The organism is Pseudomonas sp. SWRI92, assembly GCF_014268685.1.
Classification (GTDB): Bacteria; Pseudomonadota; Gammaproteobacteria; order Pseudomonadales; family Pseudomonadaceae; genus Aquipseudomonas; species Aquipseudomonas marvdashtae.
This window is the reverse complement of sequence record NZ_JABWQY010000003.1, coordinates 449,981-470,901: the sequence shown is the minus strand read 5'-3', so window position 1 is coordinate 470,901 and position 20,921 is coordinate 449,981. Positions and strand designations below refer to the sequence as shown.

Below are 20,921 nucleotides of genomic sequence, written 5' to 3'. Positions count from 1 at the left end.
TGCTGTCGGCGTGCCGGGCCTGACCCTGATGAACCGCTACATCAGCGGCGACAACGTGCACACCGCCACCGTCGACGACGGCAAGGAATGGGGCCGTGAAAGTGAGCTGGCCTACACCGTACAGAGCGGCGCGCTCAAGAGCCTCAACGTGAAATGGCGTAACTCGACGATGCGCCGGGATTTCAACGTCAATGAGTTCGATGAGAACCGCTTGATCGTCAGCTATCCGATCAGCTTGTTGTAAGCCAAAGTGGTGGGTCAGAGGGTGTCGATGCCAACTGACCCATCGCTATCGCGAGCAAGCCCGCTCGCACAGGGTATTTCTCAACCTCGCGATTCCACGCCCAACTCATCCCAAACCGACTCGGCCAAGTGAAAAGTTGCATTGGCCGCCGGAATGCCGCAGTAAATGGCGCTCTGCATGATCACTTCCTTGATCTCGCTGCGGCTCACGCCGTTGTTGGCGGCGGCGCGCAGGTGCAGCTTGAGTTCCTCGTTGCGGTTCATGCCGATCAACATGGCAATGGTGATCAGGCTGCGGGTATGACGCGGTAAGCCCGGGCGGGTCCAGATGTCGCCCCAGGCGTGGCGGGTGATCATTTCCTGGAATTCGCTGTTGAATTCAGTCAGGGCATCAAGGCTGCGATCGACGTGGGCATCGCCCAGCACCGCGCGGCGTACTTGCATGCCTTCGTCGTAACGTTGTTTCTCGTCCACAAAAAACTCCTCAGGCACGCCCAGAATCAATCAGGAAATCCACGACCCGCGCGCTGAACGCCGCGCCGGCCTGGACGTTGGACAGGTGCGCGGCATGGAACTCGGCGTACTCGGCGCCACTGACCCGGTCTTGGATAAAGTGCCCACCCGACGGCGGCGTCACCGCATCTTCAGTGCCGGCGATCACCAGCAGCGGCACGCGAATCGCAGACAACTGCTCGCGGAAATCGGCATCGCGCACGGCGGCACAGTTGGCGGCGTAACCCTGAGGCGACGTCGCGGCAAGCATGTCGGTGATTTTCTTGGCCTTGTCCGGATGGGCCTCGGCAAAATCAGGCGTGAACCAACGGGCAATCGACGCATCACGCAAGGCCACCATCGCGGCCTTGCCATCGCGCAATACGGTTTCGATGCGCGGGTTCCACACCGACGGGTCGCCAATCTTGGCGGCGGTGTTGCACACCACCAATTTGTGCAGGCGCTCGCCGGCATTGATCCCTAGCCACTGGCCGATCAAGCCACCCATGGACAAGCCACAGAAGTGCGCCTTGTCGATGTTCAACTGATCGAGCATCGCCAGCACGTCGCGGCCCAGCTGTTCGATGCTGTAGGGGCCTTCGGTGACCAGCGACTGGCCGTGGCCACGGGTGTCGAAACGCAGCACGCGAAAGTGTTCGCTGAAGGCCGGGATCTGTTCATCCCACATGTGCAGATTGGTGCCCAGGGAGTTGGAGAGCACCAGCACCGGGGCGTCTTGTGGCCCGTCCAATCGCCGCTCATCAAAACAATAGTTCAGTTCGCCCTCGGCGAGTTTGACCAATCCCACAACGATCTCCTTTCAGGCGTTCAAGGCAAGGTGTTCGGCCACTGCCCGGGCAACCCAGGTCTGGGCTTGTCCGAGGTAGTGCGCCGGGTCGAGCAGATGATCAAGTTCGGTTGCGGACAACTGCGCGGTGACCTGGGGTTCGTCTCCCAGCACCTCGCGTAGATGCCGCTGTTCGGCCACGGCGCGCTTGCAGCATTGCTCCAGCAAATGATGCGCCGTGTCGCGGCCAACCCGCTGGGCCAGGGCGATGCTCACCGCTTCGGCCAGCACCAGCCCTTGGGTCAGTTCCAGGTTGCGGGCCATACGTGCCGCATCCACTTCCAGCCCTTCGGCCAGCAGCCGCGCCTGTTGCAGGGCGCCGGAGACCAGGCAGCAGATTTCCGGCAGGGTTTCCCATTCGGCGTGCCACAGGCCCAGGCTACGTTCATGTTCTTGAGGCATGGCGCTGAACAACGTCGACACCAGGCCTGGCACCCGCGTCGCCGCGCCAATCAACACGGCCGCGCCCACCGGGTTGCGCTTGTGCGGCATGGTCGACGAACCACCTTTGCCCGGCGCTGAAGGCTCGAACGCTTCGCCGGTCTCGGTCTGCATCAACAGGCTGACGTCGCGCCCCAACTTGCCCAGGCTGCCGGCGACCAAGCCCAGCACCGCGCCGAACTCCACCAAACGATCGCGCTGGGTGTGCCACGGTTGCTCCGGCAGGTTCAGTTGCAGCTCGGCGGCCAAGGCTTCGGCGACCGGTAGCGCCTGGTCGCCCAAGGCGGCGAGTGTCCCGGAGGCGCCGCCGAATTGCAGCACAAGCAAGCGAGGCTTGAGTTCTCGCAAGCGTTGGCGACTGCGGGTGATCGCCCCCAGCCAACCGGCGATCTTCATGCCCAAGGTCACCGGGGTTGCGTGTTGCAACCAGGTGCGCCCGGCCAGCGGTGTGGCGGCGTAGCGTTCGGCTTGTCGGGCCAGGGTGCCCGCCAGTTGCGCCAGCTCTGCCTCGATCAGGACCAACGCCTGACGCAATTGCAGCACCAACCCGCTGTCCATCACATCCTGGCTGGTGGCGCCCAGGTGTACGTAGCGCTCAGCCTCGGCGCTCTGGGCGGCGATGCGCTTGCCCAGCGCCTTGACCAGCGGGATTGCCGAGTTGCCAGCGCTGGCGATTGCTTCGCTCAACTGCGAAAAATCGTACAGCTGGGCGCGACAGGCGTTCTCGATCGACGCCACCGCGTGTTGGGGAATCAACCCTACCCGCGCCTCGGCCCGCGCCAGTGCCGCCTCGACATCCAGCATCGCCTGGACCCGCCCCGCATCGCAGAACACCTCGCGCATGTCGCGAGCGGTGAAATAGGCATCGAACAGCTGATTGCCCGGTCGTTCGCTCATAAACAGTCCTTAATGCGCGGGCCCACTGGCCGGCGCGATGAGTCAGAGGTCATGGTGCAAATACGCCGGCTGCTTGGGCAGGCGCAGGCTGAACAGGAACGCCACCACCATCATCACCGTGACATACCAGTAGAAGGCGTTCTCCATGCCCTGGGCCTTCAGGCTCAAGGCGACATATTCAGCCGAACCACCAAAAATCGCATTGGCCACCGCATAGGCCAACCCTACTCCCAGCGCCCGCACTTGCGGTGGAAACATTTCAGCTTTCACCAGGCCGCTGATAGAGGTGTAGAAACTGACGATCGCCAGCGCCAACGTAATCAGGACAAACGCCAGGAACGGGCTGCTGATGCTTTTGAGGGTCAGCAGGATCGGCACCGTGCACAACGCCCCCAGGGCACCGAACCAGAGCATGGAGTTACGCCGGCCGATCTTGTCCGCCAGCATGCCGAACAGCGGCTGCATGCACATATAGAGGAACAGAGCACCGGTCATGATGTAGCTGGCGGTCTTGGCGTGCATGCCGGCGGTGTTCACCAGGTATTTCTGCATGTAGGTGGTGAAGGTGTAGAAAATCAGCGAACCGCCGGCGGTGTAGCCCAGCACGGTGATGAACGCGGCCTTGTGGTCGCGAAACAGCGCCGCAATGCTGCCGGCGTCCTTGTTTTCGCGCATTTCCTTACTGCTGGTTTCCTTCAGGGAGCGTCGCAGGAACAGGGAAATCAATGCGGCCGCGGCGCCCACCACGAATGGGATCCGCCAGCCATAGGCGCGCAACTCTTCTTCGCTGAGAAATTGTTGCATGACCACCACCAGCGACACCGCCAATAGTTGCCCGCCGATCAGCGTCACGTACTGGAACGAGGCGAAAAAGCCGCGTTGGCCCTTGAGGGCGACTTCGCTCATGTAGGTGGCGGTGGTGCCGTATTCACCGCCCACCGACAGGCCTTGCAACAAACGCGCGAACAACAGCAGCACCGGTGCCCAGACGCCGATGTCCTTGTAGGTCGGCAGGCAGGCGATGAGCAACGAGCCGAAGCACATCATCATCACCGAGATCATCATCGAATTCTTGCGCCCGTGACGGTCCGCCACTCGACCAAAGATCCAACCGCCAATGGGCCGCATCAGGAAGCCGGCGGCGAACACGCCGGCCGTGTTGACCAGTTGCACCGTCGGGTTGTCCGAGGGAAAGAACGCCGGGGCGAAATAAATCGCGCAGAACGCATAGACGTAGAAGTCGAACCATTCGACCAGGTTGCCGGATGAGGCACCGACGATGGCGAAGATGCGCTTGCTGCGTTCCTCACCGGTGTAGTGGTTGATTGGGGTGGTCATGGGTTACTTACTCGTTGGGGATTGACCAAGTCTAGACACACTTGGTAACAGTCCCGTTCCACAGTCTTACCTCCCGTGGCGAGGGAGCTTGCTCCCGCTCGGCTGCGCAGCAGTCGCAAAACCAGGCTCCGCGCTGCTTTGATACACCGCGTCGCCTGCCATGGGCTTGCTGTGCAAGCCAGCGGGAGCAAGCTCCCTCGCCACGGGGGTTTTCAATCAGTAATCGAAGAACACCGTCTCGGCATCCGTGCCCTGCAGGATTACGTTCCATTGATACACGCCCGACGCATCCGGCCTGGCGATGATTGTGCCGCGACGCTCTTCGGGCACGCAGGCCAGCAATGGGTCAGCTTCGTTGGCCTGTTCGCCGTCGAAGTAGATGCGCGTCAGCAAATGCTTGACCAGCCCGCGTGCGAACACCAGCACGACAAGATGCGGTGCCTGGGTCGTACCGCCCAACCCCGGCACGGTGCCCGGCTTGATGGTGGTGAAACGGAAACGCCCTTCGGCATCCACCGGCACCCGGCCGAAACCGTCAAAATGCGGGTCCAGCGGTTTGTCCTGGTCGTCTTCCGGGTGTGCATATTTACCCGCGGCGTTGGCCTGCCAGACTTCCAGCATGGCGTCGTTGACGAACTGTCCGTTGCCGTCGACCACCTGCCCGGTGATCGCCACGCGCTGGCCAAGCGTCTGGGCTTCGGTCAGGTCTTCGCGGTTCAGCCACGTCAGACCGATGTGGTAGTAAGGGCCGACGGTGTGGGATGTTGTGGCGTTGAGCGTCATCTTATTTCTCCATCGGCGTGGCTTCGCGGCCGCGCAAGACGATGTCCCAGCGATAACCGAGGGCATAGTGAGGGACGGTTTTTTCCAGGTCGAAACGGGCGATCAGGCGTTCCTTGGCACGGGTGTCCGGCACGCAGTTGTAGATCGGGTCGTATTCCAGCAACGGATCACCGGGGAAATACATCTGCGTGACCAGGCGCGTCAGGATGCTCGGCCCGAACAATGAAAAATGGATGTGCGCCGGGCGCCAGGCGTTGTGGTGATTACCCCACGGATAGGCGCCGGGCTTGATCGTCTGAAACTGATACCAGCCATCGGCATCGGTCACGGTGCGACCGGTGCCGGTGAAGTTCGGGTCCAGCGGCGCGTCATGGTTGTCGCGGTCATGGTTATAGCGACCGGCGGCGTTGGCTTGCCAGATCTCCACCAGGATGCCCGGCACCGGCTGGCCGTGCTCATCCAGCACGCGCCCGTGAATGATGATCCGCTCACCCAATGGCTCGCCGGCATGTTGGGCGGTGAGGTCGTGATCTTTCTCCTGCAAGCGGTCGGCGCCTACAGTCGGCCCGGTAATTTCCGACAGCGAGTGAGGCAAATACACCAACGGCTTGGACGGCGAGCGCAGGTTGGTGGACTGGTACGACGGGTGCAAATATTCCGGCTGGGTGCCCGCTTGAGGGCGACGATAACCAGGCTTGTCAGTCATGAAGCATTCCTCGATTTCTTATTAGTAGGCGACCCGTCAGACGCGCTCAATAGCCAGCGCCAGGCCCTGGCCGACGCCAACGCACATGGTCGCCAGGCCTTTCTTGCCGCCGGTCTTTTCCAAATGATGCAGCGCCGTCATGACCAAGCGCGCCCCGCTCATGCCCAGTGGATGGCCAAGGGCAATAGCGCCGCCGTTCGGATTGACCTGCGGCGCATCGTCCGCCAACCCAAGGTCGCGCAACACTGCCAGGCCTTGGCTGGCAAAGGCTTCGTTAAGCTCGATCACGTCAAAATCGGCGACCGCCAGGCCCAGGCGCTCGGTCAGTTTGCGCACCGCTGGCACCGGGCCGATGCCCATCACCCGTGGTGCGACACCGGCGCTGGCCATGCCGAGCACTTTACCCCGAGGGGTCAAGCCGTGTTTCTGCACCGCCTCGGCCGACGCCAGGATCATCGCCGCCGCGCCATCGTTGACGCCTGAGGCATTGCCGGCGGTGACGGTCTTGTCCGGGCCATTGACCGGTTTGAGTTTGCTCAAGGTTTCCAGCGTGGTGTCGGCGCGAGGATGCTCATCCTGCTCGACCACGGTTTCGCCTTTCTTATGGGCAATGCGCACCGGGACGATTTCTTCGGCGAAAAAGCCTGCCGCTTGGGCTGCCGCCGTGCGCTGTTGACTGCGCAAGGCGAAAGCGTCCTGGTCGGCGCGGGACACCGCGTAGTCATCCGCCACGTTATCAGCGGTCTGCGGCATCGCGTCCACGCCGTACTGGGCTTTCATCAACGGGTTGATGAAGCGCCAGCCGATGGTGGTGTCTTCCAGCTTCATGTTGCGCGAGAACGCCGCGTCAGCCTTGCCCATCACGAACGGCGCACGGGACATCGACTCCACGCCGCCGGCAATCGCCAGCTCCATCTCGCCGCTGGCGATAGCGCGGAACGCGGTGCCGATGGCGTCCATGCCCGAGGCGCAGAGGCGGTTGAGGGTCACGCCGGGAATGCTCTCCGGCAGGCCCGCCAGCAGCAGCGCCATGCGCGCCACGTTGCGGTTGTCTTCGCCGGCCTGATTGGCGCAGCCGAGGAACACCTCGTCCACCGCGCTCCAGTCCACCGACGGATTACGTTCCATCAATGCCTTGATCGGCACGGCTGCCAGGTCATCGGCACGCACAGCGGACAACCCGCCGCCAAACCGACCGATAGGGGTTCGAATCGCATCACAGATATACACGTCGCGCATCAGGCTTCTCCCGGTGCCTGGCCGTGGGCCGCCGCGGTACGAGCTTCCAGGTCGCGCAGTGCGCGCAGCTCCACTTCGGTCGGCTCGGCGGTGGTTTGCACTTGGTCGGCGAAACGGATCGCCCATCCGGTGGCCGCAATGACTTGCTCACGGGTCACGCCCGGGTGCAGCGCGGTGACAACGAATTCATGGCTGTCGGCTTCCGGCTCCATGATGCACAAGTCGGTGATGATACCCACGGGGCCAGCACCCGGCAGGCCAAGACGCTTGCGCGAATCGCCGCCTTCGCCATGGCCGACCGAGGTGATGAAATCCAGCTTGTCGACAAACGAACGCGCCGACTGCTTGAGGATGATCAACACGCTCTTGGCCGAACCGGCGATTTCCGGCGCGCCACCGGCACCCGGCAGGCGCACTTTGGGCTGGTGGTAGTCGCCGACCACCGTGGTGTTGATATTGCCGAAACGGTCCACCTGGGCGGCGCCAAGGAAACCGACGTCGATACGCCCGCCCTGCAACCAGTAGCGAAAAATCTCACCGGTCGGAACGACAGTGTCCGCGGTTTCCGCCAGTTCACCGTCGCCGATGGACAACGGCAATACGCTGGGCTTGGCGCCGATGGGGCCGGACTCGTAGATCAGCACTACATCAGGGGACGAGGTCAGCCGCGCCAGGTTGGCCGCTTTCGACGGCAGGCCGATGCCAACGAAACACACGGCATTGTTTTTCAAGCGACGCGCCGCGGCGACCGTCATCATTTCATTGGTGGAGTACGTCATGGTTTCACCTGCGAAGCGGCTGCCAGCCGGGCCTGGAATTCACTGAAATCCCGAGTGCCGTGGATGTATTCGTTGATCCATGCGGTAAAGGTCTCACGGTCCCGGGCGATCGGGTCCCACGCCTGGTAGAAACGGTTGTCACGCTCGGTGTAACCGTGGGCGTAGGACGGATGGGCGCCGCCGGGTACGTGGCACACCGCGCTCAATGCCCAGGTCGGCAGTACGCAGGCATTCATCGGCGCGTTCAGGTCGTCGACGATTTCTTCGACGGTGACGATGCAGCGCTTGGCGGCCAGGGCGGCTTCTTTCTGCACGCCGAGGATGCCCCACAGCAGCACGTTGCCCTTGCGGTCGGCTTTCTGGGCGTGGATCACGGTGATGTCCGGGCGTACCGAAGGCACAGCGGCCAACACTTCACCGGTGAAGGGACAGGTCACGCTCTTGATCAGCGGATTGACCTTCGGCAGGTCGGAGCCGGCGTAGGCCCGAAGCACCGCGAACGGCAGGCCGGAGGCGCCAGCAACGTAGGCGTTGGCCAGGTCGGCGTGGCTGTGCTCCTCGATTTCCAGCGGATGCGGCCATTGCTTCTCGACCGCATCGCGCAGCCGGTGCAAGGAACCCACGCCAGGGTTGCCGCCCCAGGAAAAAATCAGCTTGCGAGCACAACCGGCGCCGATCAACTGGTCGTAGATCAGGTCAGGCGTCATGCGCACCAAGGTCAGGTCTTTCTTGCCCTGACGAATGATTTCATGACCTGCCGCCGTCGGGATCAGGTGGGTGAAGCCTTCAAGCGCGACGGTATCGCCGTCGTTGACGAATTGCTTCACCGCGTCGTGCAGCGAAAGGATTTCAGCCATGGGGCAGGCTCCCGTTTTCCAGTAGACCGACATGAAGAAAAAGGCGCGAGGTTCGGCGCCGGAATGCCTGAAGATTAAGCTTCGGGATAACGCCAAAACAATCCGATAATCGACTAAGTGTTCGTTTATCGAACAGATTGTTGCTTGGCTATCGATATTTCCTTAACTCGAAAACACACTAAAACCGTGGCGAGGGAAGCTTGCTCCCTCGCCACAGGTGCGGACCCAGCGTTTCGTGCAGGTGAATAACTCAGGTCGCATCCGCATGGCTGACCATGCCCTTGATCACCACCGCCGTGGCCGCCAGGGCTGCGGGCACCACCAATGCGGTCAGGACCTGCTCGAAATTCCAGCCCAAGCCCAACAACGTGGCGCCCATCCACGCACCGAGAATCGCGCCGAACCGGCCGATGCCGAGCATCCAGGAAACGCCAGTGGCCCGGCCCTGGGTCGGATAAAAACGCGCCGCCAGGGACGGCATCGCCGACTGAGCGCCGTTGACGCACATGCCGGCCACCAGCACTAAGGTCGCGAGCAAGGTAATGTTGCCCAGGCTCTGCCCCACCGCGTAGGCAAACAGCCCGGCCATCAGATAAAAAATGCCGATGACCTTGTGCGGGTTGAACCGATCCATCGCCCAACCGACCCCCACTGCGCTCAGCACGCCGCCAAACTGGAACAACGCGCCGATAAACGCGGCTTGTTCCATGCTCGCTCCGCTGTCGCGCATCAGGGTCGGCAGCCAACTGGTCAGCAGATAGACAATCACCAGCCCCATGAAATACGTCAGCCACAGCAACAAGGTGCCGGCGCTGTAGGTGCCGGAGAAAATCACCGCGAGCACGTTACGCGCCTTCACGGTCTTCTGTTCGGGGACGCTGAAGCTTGCCGCCTGGGCGACGGTCTGCGGGTCAATCGGCGCCAGGGTCTTGCGCACCTTGTCGGTGCCACGGTTGCGCACCACCAGATAACGCGCCGATTCCGGCAACCAGAACAACAACACGACCGCCAGGATCAGCGGCAAGATTCCGCCAATCATCAACAGGCTGTGCCAGCCAAAAGCCGGGATCAACTTGGCCGAGATGAACCCGCCGCAGGCCATGCCGAGGTTGAAGCCGCAGAACATGCTGGTGACCAACAGCGACTTCTTGCGCTCCGGGGTGTATTCCGACAACAAGGTGGTGGCGTTCGGCATCCCGGCGCCCAGGCCCAGGCCCGTGAGGAAGCGCAGCACCAGCAGCTGGTCGACGTTGGTGCTGTATGCCGACGCCAGGCTGAACCCGCCAAACAACACGACGGCGCCCACCAACACGACTTTTCGCCCGAAGCGATCCGCCAAGGGGCCCGAACCCAATGCGCCGAATACCATGCCGATCAGCGCCGCACTCATCACCGGGCCAAGGCTGGCCCGATCGATCCCCCAATCCTGGGACAGTGCCGGCGCAATGAAACCCATTGCGGCCGTGTCGAGGCCGTCGAGGAAAACAATCAGGAAACACAGAATCACCACCCGCCATTGATAGCGCGAGATGGGTTGGGCATTGATAAAGGACTGCACATCGAGGCAAGTGCCTACGGAAGTCTGGGGCTGGTTCATTTTATTTTTATTCCACGCAAGAAACGCCAGATGACGCTGCGCGACATTAATGAGCCCGAGCAAACACCGTCAATTCAGCGCAGCCGACTGTGTGCGTTTATCGAACAGCTTAAGTGAACAACTGCGCGCTCAAGTCCCGGCTGGCCCCTAGCAAGCCTGGCAAGAATCGTTGTTCCAGCTCGTTGCGGCTGACCCGCCCGGCGTGGGTGCTGACGTTCAGCGCAGCCACAACCTGACCCGAAGCGTCATAGACCGGCACGGCGATCGAGCGCAGGCCTTGTTCCAGTTCCTGATCGACGATGCACCAGCCTTGCTGGCGAACCTCCTGCAAGCATTCGAGCAACGCCTCGGGCGTGTGCAATGTCCGGCTGGTCTTGGCGTGCAGGTCGGCATGGTCCAGGTAATCGCGCAGCGAAGCATCGTCCAGGGCCGCCAGTAAAATCCGGCCCATCGACGTGCAATAAGCCGGCAGGCGACCGCCCACGGACAGGTCCACGGAAATCAGCCGCTGGGTGGTGGCCGACCGCGCGATGTAGAGAATATCGTCGCCTTCGAGCGTCGCCATGTTGCAGGCTTCGTGCAGTTGTTCACTCATGCGGTCCAGGTACGGCTGGGCGGAAACGGCCAAGGGCGTCGAGGACAAATAGGCATGGCCCAGGGTCAGCACCTTGGGCAACAGGGAATAAGTACGCCCATCGGTGGTCGCGTAGCCGAGCTTGATCAGGGTGTGCAGGCAACGCCTGACCGCGGCGCGGGGGATTTCGGTGCGGTGGCTGATCTGGGCGATGGTCAAGTGCCGCTTGCGCTCCTGGAACGCCTGGACCACGGCCAGCCCACGGGCCAGCGATGTCATGAAATCCGGGTCGCCGGTGAGGGCCTGGATCCGCTTGGCCGGCGAGGCAACGATCGGCGGCGCGACTGACGTGAAGGCGTTGCGCAATTGGTCGTTCATGTCGGATCCTCTGGAATGACGGCTATTACAAGCGGCTGCCCGGCGGACAGGCAAGGGGCTAACGCCAAGACCGTTCGATTATCGAACCGCCGACCGATAATCGCAACGCCCTCCCCCCGGCTTGTTCCTGTTGATTGGTCTCGCCTTACAGGCATATGAAACTACAGGACGGCGCCGCGATTGCCTTGAACAGATGGAGCGATATTGAACTTGTGGTACAGCTTGAAACTCTGTTGACATAACTAGTACATACAAACATCCCTTCACACAAGGCAACGTACGGTTCAACTTTTACTGATAGTGTTCTTCAGGCAGACCGCTATAATGCGTTCGGTGACGGCTTGGCCAATAGGCTTGCCCGTCTCCGGCATCACAGTGAGTCTCTGTTGTGCCAGAAGCCGGTGCCTGAAGCACCCATGACCGCTTCCCCTGTATCGGCAATATCCGAAGCCCTGATGCTACGTCAGCTATCAGCTCTGGTGCCGTGGCCGTCTGCATGTCTGCATGCAGTGCGTATCACCAGATTAATTTCAACTCATTAGGTAATACTGTGACGAAAGAAGAACTGCGCGCGGAACTTGAGCGCCAGGAACAACGTTACAAGGAAGTTTACGGCGGGGAAATCACCACTTACGCCGCGCAACCAGAACCGGAACGCAAACCTTGGCGTAAACGCGCCACCGTTCAGGACCAGGCTTTCAGCCAGGAACTTCAGAAGATCGAAAAAGAACTCAAGGCCGAAGAGGGTTAACGCTCGGGCTGGACGTTCTTGCTTACCGTGTCCGGTCGTCACCCAGGCCGGCCCTCGGCATCGAGCGCCCGCCAAAAGCGGGCCGTTGTGCTCTTCCACCATCGGCCGGAGAGCTTGATTGCCGGTCCTGCTTTGGATTTTTCGTACGACTATTCCTACTCCCTTCCCATCTCGATGCGAACCCTGCCCACAGGGCATTTGGCCTTTTAAACAAAGGGTTGCGCTCCTGATGGCTCACCGGGACCGGACAGGTTTGCTCACGGTTATTTCGTAGAAGAATGTTACCGATGAGCAGGCAATGCATCGATTAACGCGGTTTTCTGGCATAATCGCGCCCCCTTATGACCGGGTCAGAAAACCTTCATAATCGATTTATTCAGCGGACTGGATGCTTGGGTGCTCGTGAGCCTCTTGCTCGCCCTGGCTTTTGTCCTCGCCTTCGAGTTCATCAACGGCTTTCATGACACCGCTAACGCGGTTGCCACTGTTATCTACACCAAAGCCATGCCGCCCCACCTGGCGGTGTTCTTTTCCGGTGTGTTCAATTTCCTCGGCGTACTGCTGGGCGGCGTAGGCGTGGCGTATGCCATCGTTCACTTGCTGCCGGTGGAGTTGCTGATCAATGTGAACACCGGGCACGGACTGGCCATGGTGTTTTCGCTGCTTGCAGCGGCCATCACCTGGAACCTGGGCACTTGGTACTTCGGTATTCCGGCCTCCAGCTCCCATACGCTGATCGGCTCGATTCTCGGCGTGGGCCTGGCCAACGCCCTGATCAACGATATTCCGTTGGGCGACGGCGTGAACTGGCAGAAGGCGATCGACATCGGTGCCTCCCTGGTGTTCTCGCCGATGGCCGGTTTCCTGATCGCGGCCCTGGTGTTGATCAGCCTGAAATGGTGGCGTCCGCTGTCGAAGATGCACAAGACGCCGGAACAGCGCCGCAAAATTGATGACAAGAAGCATCCGCCATTCTGGAACCGCCTGGTGCTGGTGATTTCCGCCATGGCCGTGAGCTTCGTCCATGGCTCCAACGATGGCCAGAAAGGCATCGGCCTGATCATGCTGGTATTGATCGGTATCGTGCCTGCGCAGTTCGTACTCGACCTGAACAGCACCACCTACCAGATCGAGCGCACTCGCGACGCGACCCTGCACCTGAGCCAGTTCTACAAGCGCAACAACGAGTCCCTCGGCGAATTCCTGGCCTTGGGCAAAAGCGTCGAAGGCGACCTGCCGGAGAAATTCCGTTGCAACCCGCAGCAGACCGAACCGACCATCAATGCGTTGCTCGACACCCTCAAAGGCGTGGCGGACTATCACTCGCTGCCGTCGGAAAGCCGCATCGAAGTCCGTCGCTACCTGCTCTGCCTCGACGACACGGCGAAAAAAGTCGGCAAGTTGCCTGGGCTGGCGGCGCGTGAAAAAGACGACCTGAACAAGCTGCGCAAGGACCTGACCGCCACCACCGAATACGCCCCATTCTGGGTGATCCTGGCGGTCGCCTTGGCACTCGGCCTGGGCACCATGGTCGGCTGGAAACGCGTGGTATTGACCATCGGCGAGAAGATCGGCAAGCAAGGCATGACCTATGCCCAAGGCATGTCCGCCCAGATCACCACTGCCTGCATGATCGGCGCGGCAAATATATTCAGCCTTCCGGTGTCCACCACCCACGTGCTGTCTTCCGGCGTGGCGGGCACCATGGTCGCCAACAAGAGCGGCCTGCAAGGCGGCACGGTCAAGACAATCCTGCTGGCCTGGGTGTTGACCCTGCCGGCCACGGTGGCCTTGTCTGCCGCACTGTTCTGGCTGGCCTCCAAAGCCATCGGCAGCTGATTTCCAGCGGCACGTAAAAAGGTGCGTCCCTTGCGGTTCGCACCTTTTTTTAGGTCAGTGATTTTGTAAGCCCAACAATCGCGGCGCAAAAAAAAAGGGCGACCGAAGTCGCCCAAAATGCCTTGCGTGCTCGTTGTCGCTGGAAAGATTTACGGCTTCTTGCGCTTGTGTGCGTCTTTCCAGATGAATAATCCAAAACCTGCGAAAAACACGAACATGAGGCCGACCGTCAACACTCCGGCAAACACCACATTATCGATAAACATGACTGGCCTCCTGGTCTTGCCCTTGTTTCGTTGGAGCCAAGGTAACCAATCAGGCCTGGATAAAAATTGACCGGCGTCAATAACGCTCGTGACTGAGCGAAAAGGAGGGGGAATAACTGATCTGCATCAATGGATCGAGGGGGTTCAGCGCTTTTTCGGTTTGCTTTTGGTTTTTTTCTTCGGCTTGCCCAACGGCATCGCCTGCTCGAACGCCTGGCGGACTTCATTGAGGCGCTTTTCGTTGAGGTCGTGAACGCGCTTGGCGCGCTCAGCGCTAAGATCAACCAGCTTGTCTTCGTGGCTCATGGCGTGTCGGCATCGTACGTGAGTTGCGGATGCGCCCAATGATGCGGGCTGTCGTCGAAGTTGACCAGCCTGTCGGCTCGGTTCGCCTGGATCAGATCTGAATATCGACCCACAGGCCCTGGCGCGACTCCCCCTCCACCAGCGGCACAACCGGCACGGTGTTATCGGCGTTCAGTTCCGTCCCGGGTATAGCCAGGTGCTCCTCAGGATCTTCATCGGCTTCACGACGGCGTCTCTCGCGCTCATGCTTGCGACGCTGTTCCTCGCGCAGCAGCAGCGCGGTTTCTTCCGGGTCACGCTTTTGCAGGTCGATGGTGCTTTCGTTGGAGCTTTCCTGCACGGGGACCACGGGCGGTATGTCCGGTCGCGGGCGGACCGGATCCTGTTGCGCGGTAACGGGTACCGCGCTCAGAGGAAGCATGGGTGGCAACATAAAGGTCTCCTGTCTTCAGGTTGTCGGCTGTGGCGGGTGCAGCTTGAACCGCTGGTCTGAAACTTGTGACCCGGTTGGCATTATGCCCTGCCCACACACAAGCTTGTTTGATCGCGAAGTCCGCTTAAGTTCCCTTGGGGTGGTTGATGGGCAAGCCCACATGAGGCCGGGATGCGTGCGTAAATCCTTTGGTCTGACGGCTCATTCCGTTAAGATAGCCGGCTTTTTCACGGCGGGAGTCAGGCAGCATGGCGCAGCAGTATCAACCGGGGCAACGCTGGATCAGTGACAGCGAAGCCGAGCTGGGTTTAGGCACCGTTCTGGCACAGGACGGCCGCTTGTTGACCGTGCTCTATCCGGCCACTGGCGACACCCGCCAGTACGCGCTACGGAATGCGCCCCTCACCCGTGTACGGTTTTCGCCGGGCGATGTGATCACTCACTTCGAAGGCTGGAAAATGACCGTGCGCGAAGTCGACGACGTCGATGGGCTGCTGGTTTATCACGGCCTCAACGGCCAGAACGAAGTCGTCACGCTGCCGGAAACCCAACTGTCGAATTTCATCCAGTTCCGCCTGGCCAGCGACCGCCTGTTCGCCGGCCAGATCGACCCATTGGCCTGGTTCTCCCTTCGGTACCACACGCTGGAACATACCAGCCGCCAATTGCAGTCGTCGCTCTGGGGCCTGGGTGGCGTACGCGCCCAACCGATCGCGCACCAACTGCACATCGCCCGTGAAGTGGCCGACCGCATCGCGCCCCGGGTATTGCTGGCGGACGAAGTGGGCCTGGGCAAGACCATCGAAGCCGGCCTGATCATCCATCGGCAACTGCTGTCCGGCCGCGCCAACCGTGTGCTGATCCTGGTGCCGGAAAACCTCCAGCACCAATGGCTGGTGGAAATGCGCCGACGCTTCAACCTGCAGGTTGCGCTGTTCGACGAAGAACGCTTTATCGAAAGCGATGCCAGCAACCCGTTCGAAGACACCCAACTGGCACTGGTGGCGCTGGAGTGGCTGGTGGAAGATGAGAAAGCCCAGGACGCGCTGTTCGCCGCCGGCTGGGACTTGATGGTCGTCGACGAAGCCCATCACCTGGTCTGGCATGAAGACCACGTGAGCCCGCAATACGCGCTAGTCGAACAGCTTGCCGAAACGATCCCGGGTGTGTTGTTGCTGACCGCAACCCCAGAACAATTGGGCCAAGACAGCCACTTCGCCCGTCTGCGCCTGCTCGACCCGAACCGTTTCCATGACCTCAAGGCCTTCCGCGCCGAGAGCGAAAACTATCGCCCGGTGGCCGAGGCCGTTCAGGAGCTGTTGGACAAAGGTCGCCTGTCGCCCGAAGCCCACAAGACCATCCATGGTTTCCTGGGTAACGAAGGCGAAGCGCTGCTGACCGCCGTCAACGATGGCGATATCGAAGCCAGCGCCCGCCTGGTTCGCGAATTGCTGGATCGCCACGGCACCGGCCGCGTGCTGTTTCGCAATACTCGCGCCGCTGTACAGGGCTTCCCGGAGCGCAAGCTGCACGCCTATCCGTTGCCGTGCCCGGATGAATACCTTGAACTGCCATTGGGCGATCACGCCGAGCTGTACCCGGAAGTCAGCTTCCAGGCCCAGCCGGACGCCAGTGAAGAAGAGCGCTGGTGGAAATTCGATCCGCGCGTCGAGTGGCTGATCGATCAGTTGAAAATGCTCAAACGCACCAAAGTCCTGGTGATCTGTGCGCACGCCGAAACCGCCATGGACCTGGAAGACGCCCTGCGCGTGCGCTCCGGCATCCCGGCCACGGTGTTCCACGAGGGCATGAACATCCTTGAGCGAGACCGCGCGGCCGCCTACTTCGCCGACGAAGAGTTTGGTGCCCAGGTGCTGATCTGCTCGGAAATCGGCAGCGAAGGTCGCAACTTCCAGTTTGCCCATCACCTGGTCCTGTTCGACCTGCCGGCGCACCCGGACCTGCTGGAACAACGCATCGGCCGACTGGACCGGATCGGCCAGAAACACACGATCGAGCTGCACGTGCCCTATTTGGAAACCAGCCCGCAGGCGCGGTTGTTCCAGTGGTATCACGAAGCGCTGAATGCGTTCCTCAACACCTGCCCGACCGGCAACGCCTTGCAACACCAGTTTGGCCCGCGCCTGCTGCCCTTGTTGGAAGAAGCCGATGACGGCGAGTGGCAAACGCTGATCGACGAGGCGCGCGCCGAGCGTGAACGCCTGGAAGCCGAACTGCATACCGGCCGTGATCGTCTGCTGGAGCTCAATTCCGGCGGTGCGGGAGAAGGTGACGCATTGGTGGAAGCCATATTCGAACAGGACGACCAGTTCGCCCTGCCGATCTACATGGAAACCCTGTTCGACGCCTTCGGCATCGACAGCGAGGACCATTCCGACAACGCGCTGATCCTCAAGCCGAGCGAAAAAATGCTCGACGCCAGTTTCCCGCTGGGCGACGACGAAGGCGTGACCATCACTTACGACCGCAACCAGGCGCTGTCTCGCGAAGACATGCAATTCATCACCTGGGAGCACCCGATGGTGCAAGGCGGCATGGACCTGGTGCTGTCCGGCTCCATGGGCAACACCGCCGTGGCGCTGATCAAGAACAAGGCACTCAAGCCCGGCACCGTGTTGCTGGAACTGCTCTACGTCAGCGAAGTGGTTGCCCCGCGCTCGCTGCAACTGGGCCGCTACCTGCCACCGGCCGCCCTGCGCTGCCTGCTGGATGCCAACGGCAACGACTTGGCGGCCCGGGTCTCGTTCGAAACCCTGAACGACCAGCTCGAAAGCGTGCCCCGCGCCAGCGCCAACAAGTTCATCCAGGCCCAGCGTGATCAGCTGTCACCACGGATCAATGCTGGCGAAGAGAAGATCATCCCGCGCCATGCCGAGCGCGTGGCCGAGGCTCAACGCCGCCTTGCAGCCGATACCGAAGAGGAGCTGGCACGTCTGACCGCGCTGCAAGCGGTGAACCCTACCGTGCGCGATAGCGAGCTGGAGGCTTTGCGTCAGCAGCGCGAGCAAGGGCTGGCGATGCTGGAGAAGGCTGCGTTGCGGTTGGAGGCGATTCGGGTGTTGGTGGCGGGCTGATTTCAGCGGTTTTTGCGTGTGTATATCCGTTTCTTCGGTAACGGATATACACCCAGAAACCCAGAACCCAAAACCCAGAAACCACCTCAAGGACTGTAATACCCCACCGCAACCAGCAGATGCCCCGCCTTCTTCAAATAGGCATGCTTGTTCTCGACCTTCCCCGTCACCGGATTCTTCCAGCGATACTCATACTCCCCCGCATCCTGCTTACCAATCATGGCCAATATCGGCTCGCCCACAGGCTTGCCAGCCGGATCCTTGACCTTGGCGAAATCAGTATTGATCAAGCGCAGGTTGGTGCCATGACCGACATAGCGTCGCGTATCAAGGTCGACGACAAAGACATACAGGTCATCCTGAAGATAGCCGCCCTTGAGGGAGTTGATCGCCGTCAGCGTCGCTTTCTGGTTTTTCAACAAGTCGGCCGACGCCTTGTCCAGCAGCGCCCTGGCCTGTTCGGCTGAGGCCCGTGGCAGGTAATAGCCGACCGCGAGGATTCGCTCACCGACCCGCTGAAAGTACACATGCTTGCGCTCGACCTTGCCGTCGGCCCAGTTCTGCCAACGGTACTCAGCCTGCTGGATACCGCTGGCTTCAGGGGTTTTCAGTGCGTCCTTGAAAGCCTTGCGCAAATCCGGCCCCAACACCTCGGAAACGTCTCGCCCGATCAATGCTGACGAGGGACCGCCGCTGGCGAGCATCACGCCTTGGGTGTCGACCACAAACACGTAGCGGTCCTTGTCGACGAACTCGCCTTGGCGGCTGAAGGCGGCGAACGCATAGTCGCCGTAGTCGTCATAGTAAACCAGGGCCTTTTCCAGCAGTGCCCGGGCTGCCTGGCCGTCGTCCGGAGCGGCGGCCTGGACCTGTGTTACCAGAAACAGCAACGCCGTCAGCCTGGCCATCTTTCGAATCAATCCCATGCGCGCGCCCTCGTTCTTGTTGATGTTCCAAGAGCGTAGACGGCGCGGGGTGATGTGGGAGTATTCAGGGGATTGTTGCGAGGGCAAGCACAAACCTGTGGAAGCGAGCTGGCTTCCACAGGTTCCAGAGCGTCACTGGGCCCGGTTGCTCAGTTGCTGTTGCAGGTACTGGATCTGCGATTGCAGGGTATTGATGTTACGCGTGACCTGACCACGGAAGGCATCGAACTCCGCAGCAGAGCCGCCCGAACGATTCTCCTGTTGGCTCTTGAGCACGACCATGTCCTGTTCCAGGCGTTCGATGGCCGAGCTCGAGGTGGCTCTTTTCAAAGCGGTGATGTCGGCACCGATGCTCTTGAGCTGGGCATCCAGCGCGCCGCCCTCGCCCTGGTTCTTCAAGGCTGATACCTCAGCCGCCAACGTTTTGACCTGGGCCTGAAGCTGGGTATTGGCTGCTTGCAGCTGGGTGTAGGCGTTCTGCTGTTCGGAGTCCTGGGCAATCATCTGGGCCAGCTGCTTATCCAGGTCGGCAGATGGACCGAACGCGCCTTGCAGGAGTTTGTATTGTTCTTGCAGCTTGCCTTCGAATTGCCGTGCCTGGTCCTGCAGCTTGTTATCCAACTGTTTGATCTGCAATTTCAACGCTTCACTGTCGCTCATCACGTTGGACTGCCCAGCGACCACTTTGCCGGAAATATCCTGCAAGCGTCCCGCCGCATCCTCGCTGATCCGCGCGAAGCTTTCCTGAGTGGCCACCAGCTGTTGTTCCATCAAGGAGATCTGCTGGAAACTCCACCAAGCCAGGAATGCCAGGGCACACAGCAGGGCGCCGACCAATGCCCACAACGGCCCAGTGCTGGGAGCCTTGACCTTGGCCGCCGCAGCGGGTGCCGGACGCGCTTGCACGCGGGGCTCGCGGTTGGTCGGGAAGTCATCGTCATCGGGAATGTCGGCCCGCATCCGCAGGCTCGGTACATCATCGAAGTCGTCGTCGGCATCGTTACGCATGGGCATGGGTTCAACCTTTGGAAAACCGGTAATGGCTCGGTGCAGCGAGTATAACCCCCTCACCCGCCGCACCCATTGACCCCGAACTGAGCACTCGGTTCATGACGGACCGATCAGCGGGCATCTTGGACGCGCCACCAAGCGCAAAATTCATCGAGGGCGGCCCACAAACTGACCTGCGGATCATAATCGAGATAATGCCGCGCCCGACCGATGTCCAAGGTGAAATTCCTGTTCATGACCTGCATGCCCAGGCGCGACAGCGTCGGCTCGGGGCGACCGGGCCACAGCGCGCAGAAACCTTCATTCATGGCCGCGACGCTGTAGGCCAGCCCGTAGGAGCGGTAACGCCTGACCTGTGGGACCTCCATTTGTCGCATTACGTAATTGACCACGTCCCACAGCGGGACCGGCGCTCCGTTGCTGATGTTGTAGGCCTTGCCCAAGGCTGAATCGATGGCCAGCAAGCTGCTGAGCAGCGCTTCGTTGAGGTTCTGTACGCTGGTGAAATCGACCTTGTTCAATCCGTTGCCGACTATGGCCAGTCGCCCCTTGCGCTGCATCTTGAGCAGTCGCGGGAAGACGCTCATGTCGCCGGCCCCAGTGACGAAACGCGGCCGCAGGGCCAACACTTCCAGGCCGAACTCCTGGGCGCCGAAGACTTTCTGCTCGGCCAGGTATTTGGTGGCGGCATAGGGATGCTTGAAGCGTTTGGGCACTTGCTCTTCGGTCAACCCGAGGTGGTCACGACCGTCGAAATAAATGGACGGCGATGAGAGATGCACCAATCGCCGGACCTTCTGCTTCAGGCAAGCCTCGACGATGTTTTCGGTGAGTTGGACGTTGCCCTGGTGGAAATCCTGATAGCGTCCCCAGACGCCCACCGAACCGGCGCAATGCACCACGGCATCGATATCGCGACACAGATCACGGGCCAGCATCGGGTCGATCAGGTCGCCCTCGATGAACTCGGCGCCGCGCCGGACCAGATGCTCAACGCTTTCGGCCCGGCGGCCGTTGACCCGAACATCCAGGCCTTGCTCCAAGGCAAAACGCGCAAAGCGTCCGCCAATGAAGCCACTTGCGCCGGTGACCAGAATTTTCATGTAGTGCTCCTAAAATCAGT

Annotated in this window: 21 protein-coding genes; 4 read left to right on the top strand and 17 right to left on the bottom strand. The window is 61.0% G+C overall.

The window, feature by feature from the left end; all coding sequences use genetic code 11:
• On the top strand, window positions 1–244 hold a 244-nt coding region (locus tag HU762_RS08765; protein ID WP_186635456.1), incomplete at its 5' end, for an OprD family outer membrane porin.
• An 80-nt stretch (window positions 245–324) separates the two neighbouring features.
• On the opposite strand, the gene pcaC is transcribed toward HU762_RS08765, so the two are convergent.
• The 11 genes from pcaC to pcaR form a co-directional block, all read right to left on the bottom strand.
• A complete protein-coding gene (gene pcaC / locus HU762_RS08760; protein ID WP_186613476.1) occupies window positions 325–717 on the bottom strand; it encodes a 4-carboxymuconolactone decarboxylase in 393 nt (130 codons plus the stop codon).
• Between the two features lie 10 nt (window positions 718–727).
• Window positions 728–1,543, bottom strand: a complete 816-nt coding sequence (gene pcaD, locus HU762_RS08755) for a 3-oxoadipate enol-lactonase (RefSeq protein WP_186635453.1) — start codon at window positions 1,541–1,543, stop codon at window positions 728–730.
• Window positions 1,544–1,555: 12 nt separating this feature from the next.
• Window positions 1,556–2,920 carry a 3-carboxy-cis,cis-muconate cycloisomerase gene (locus HU762_RS08750; protein ID WP_186635450.1) on the bottom strand — a complete coding sequence of 455 codons (1,365 nt, stop codon included), beginning with the start codon at window positions 2,918–2,920 and terminating at the stop codon, window positions 1,556–1,558.
• Between the two features lie 42 nt (window positions 2,921–2,962).
• Window positions 2,963–4,258 (bottom strand): MFS family transporter, encoded by a 1,296-nt coding sequence (locus HU762_RS08745; protein WP_186635447.1) that lies wholly within the window; start codon window positions 4,256–4,258, stop codon window positions 2,963–2,965.
• A 216-nt stretch (window positions 4,259–4,474) separates the two neighbouring features.
• Window positions 4,475–5,041, bottom strand: a complete 567-nt coding sequence (pcaG, locus tag HU762_RS08740; protein ID WP_186635445.1) for a protocatechuate 3,4-dioxygenase subunit alpha — start codon at window positions 5,039–5,041, stop codon at window positions 4,475–4,477.
• 1 nt (window position 5,042) lies between these two features.
• On the bottom strand, window positions 5,043–5,747 hold the full coding sequence (pcaH, locus tag HU762_RS08735) for a protocatechuate 3,4-dioxygenase subunit beta (RefSeq protein WP_186635442.1): 705 nt from the start codon (window positions 5,745–5,747) through the stop codon (window positions 5,043–5,045).
• Window positions 5,748–5,783: 36 nt separating this feature from the next.
• On the bottom strand, window positions 5,784–6,989 hold the full coding sequence (gene pcaF / locus HU762_RS08730; RefSeq protein ID WP_186635510.1) for a 3-oxoadipyl-CoA thiolase: 1,206 nt from the start codon (window positions 6,987–6,989) through the stop codon (window positions 5,784–5,786).
• Window positions 6,986–7,765 (bottom strand): CoA-transferase subunit beta, encoded by a 780-nt coding sequence (locus HU762_RS08725; protein WP_186635439.1) that lies wholly within the window; start codon window positions 7,763–7,765, stop codon window positions 6,986–6,988. The genes pcaF and HU762_RS08725 overlap by 4 nt, the downstream gene beginning before the upstream one ends.
• Window positions 7,762–8,622, bottom strand: a complete 861-nt coding sequence (locus tag HU762_RS08720) for a CoA transferase subunit A (protein ID WP_072409760.1) — start codon at window positions 8,620–8,622, stop codon at window positions 7,762–7,764. Before HU762_RS08720 ends, HU762_RS08725 begins: the two co-directional genes overlap by 4 nt.
• Window positions 8,623–8,872: 250 nt before the next feature.
• Window positions 8,873–10,219: an MFS transporter gene (locus tag HU762_RS08715; RefSeq protein ID WP_186635436.1), complete on the bottom strand. Its 1,347-nt coding sequence runs from the start codon at window positions 10,217–10,219 to the stop codon at window positions 8,873–8,875.
• Between the two features lie 109 nt (window positions 10,220–10,328).
• Window positions 10,329–11,171 (bottom strand): pca regulon transcriptional regulator PcaR, encoded by an 843-nt coding sequence (gene pcaR, locus HU762_RS08710; RefSeq protein ID WP_186613492.1) that lies wholly within the window; start codon window positions 11,169–11,171, stop codon window positions 10,329–10,331.
• 550 nt (window positions 11,172–11,721) lie between these two features.
• Between pcaR and HU762_RS08705 the strand changes: the two genes are divergently transcribed.
• Complete coding sequence (locus HU762_RS08705) at window positions 11,722–11,922, top strand: hypothetical protein (protein ID WP_186613494.1); 201 nt, start codon at window positions 11,722–11,724, stop codon at window positions 11,920–11,922.
• Window positions 11,923–12,285: 363 nt separating this feature from the next.
• The gene (locus HU762_RS08700) at window positions 12,286–13,761 is read left to right on the top strand and encodes an inorganic phosphate transporter (protein ID WP_186613496.1); all 1,476 of its coding nucleotides are present in this window, start codon (window positions 12,286–12,288) and stop codon (window positions 13,759–13,761) included.
• 149 nt (window positions 13,762–13,910) lie between these two features.
• On the opposite strand, the gene ccoM is transcribed toward HU762_RS08700, so the two are convergent.
• The 3 genes from ccoM to HU762_RS08690 form a co-directional block, all read right to left on the bottom strand.
• Window positions 13,911–14,027, bottom strand: a complete 117-nt coding sequence (gene ccoM, locus HU762_RS26960; protein WP_030139315.1) for a cytochrome c oxidase subunit CcoM — start codon at window positions 14,025–14,027, stop codon at window positions 13,911–13,913.
• A 144-nt stretch (window positions 14,028–14,171) separates the two neighbouring features.
• Window positions 14,172–14,333 (bottom strand): hypothetical protein, encoded by a 162-nt coding sequence (locus tag HU762_RS08695; protein WP_186635433.1) that lies wholly within the window; start codon window positions 14,331–14,333, stop codon window positions 14,172–14,174.
• Window positions 14,334–14,424: 91 nt separating this feature from the next.
• The gene (locus HU762_RS08690; protein ID WP_186635430.1) at window positions 14,425–14,766 is read right to left on the bottom strand and encodes an aspartate-semialdehyde dehydrogenase; all 342 of its coding nucleotides are present in this window, start codon (window positions 14,764–14,766) and stop codon (window positions 14,425–14,427) included.
• 248 nt (window positions 14,767–15,014) lie between these two features.
• Here HU762_RS08690 and rapA point away from each other — a divergent pair, with 248 nt between their 5' ends.
• On the top strand, window positions 15,015–17,861 hold the full coding sequence (gene rapA / locus HU762_RS08685; protein WP_186635426.1) for an RNA polymerase-associated protein RapA: 2,847 nt from the start codon (window positions 15,015–15,017) through the stop codon (window positions 17,859–17,861).
• An 86-nt stretch (window positions 17,862–17,947) separates the two neighbouring features.
• Here the strand turns inward: rapA and HU762_RS08680 are convergent, their stop codons facing one another.
• The 3 genes from HU762_RS08680 to HU762_RS08670 all read right to left on the bottom strand — a co-directional run bounded on the left by HU762_RS08680 (window position 17,948) and on the right by HU762_RS08670 (window position 20,901).
• Window positions 17,948–18,787: a cache domain-containing protein gene (locus HU762_RS08680; protein ID WP_186635423.1), complete on the bottom strand. Its 840-nt coding sequence runs from the start codon at window positions 18,785–18,787 to the stop codon at window positions 17,948–17,950.
• 132 nt (window positions 18,788–18,919) lie between these two features.
• Complete coding sequence (locus HU762_RS08675; RefSeq protein WP_186635420.1) at window positions 18,920–19,801, bottom strand: ATPase; 882 nt, start codon at window positions 19,799–19,801, stop codon at window positions 18,920–18,922.
• A gap of 107 nt (window positions 19,802–19,908) precedes the next feature.
• Complete coding sequence (locus tag HU762_RS08670) at window positions 19,909–20,901, bottom strand: NAD(P)-dependent oxidoreductase (protein ID WP_186635417.1); 993 nt, start codon at window positions 20,899–20,901, stop codon at window positions 19,909–19,911.
• Between the last annotated feature and the right edge of the window lie 20 nt (window positions 20,902–20,921).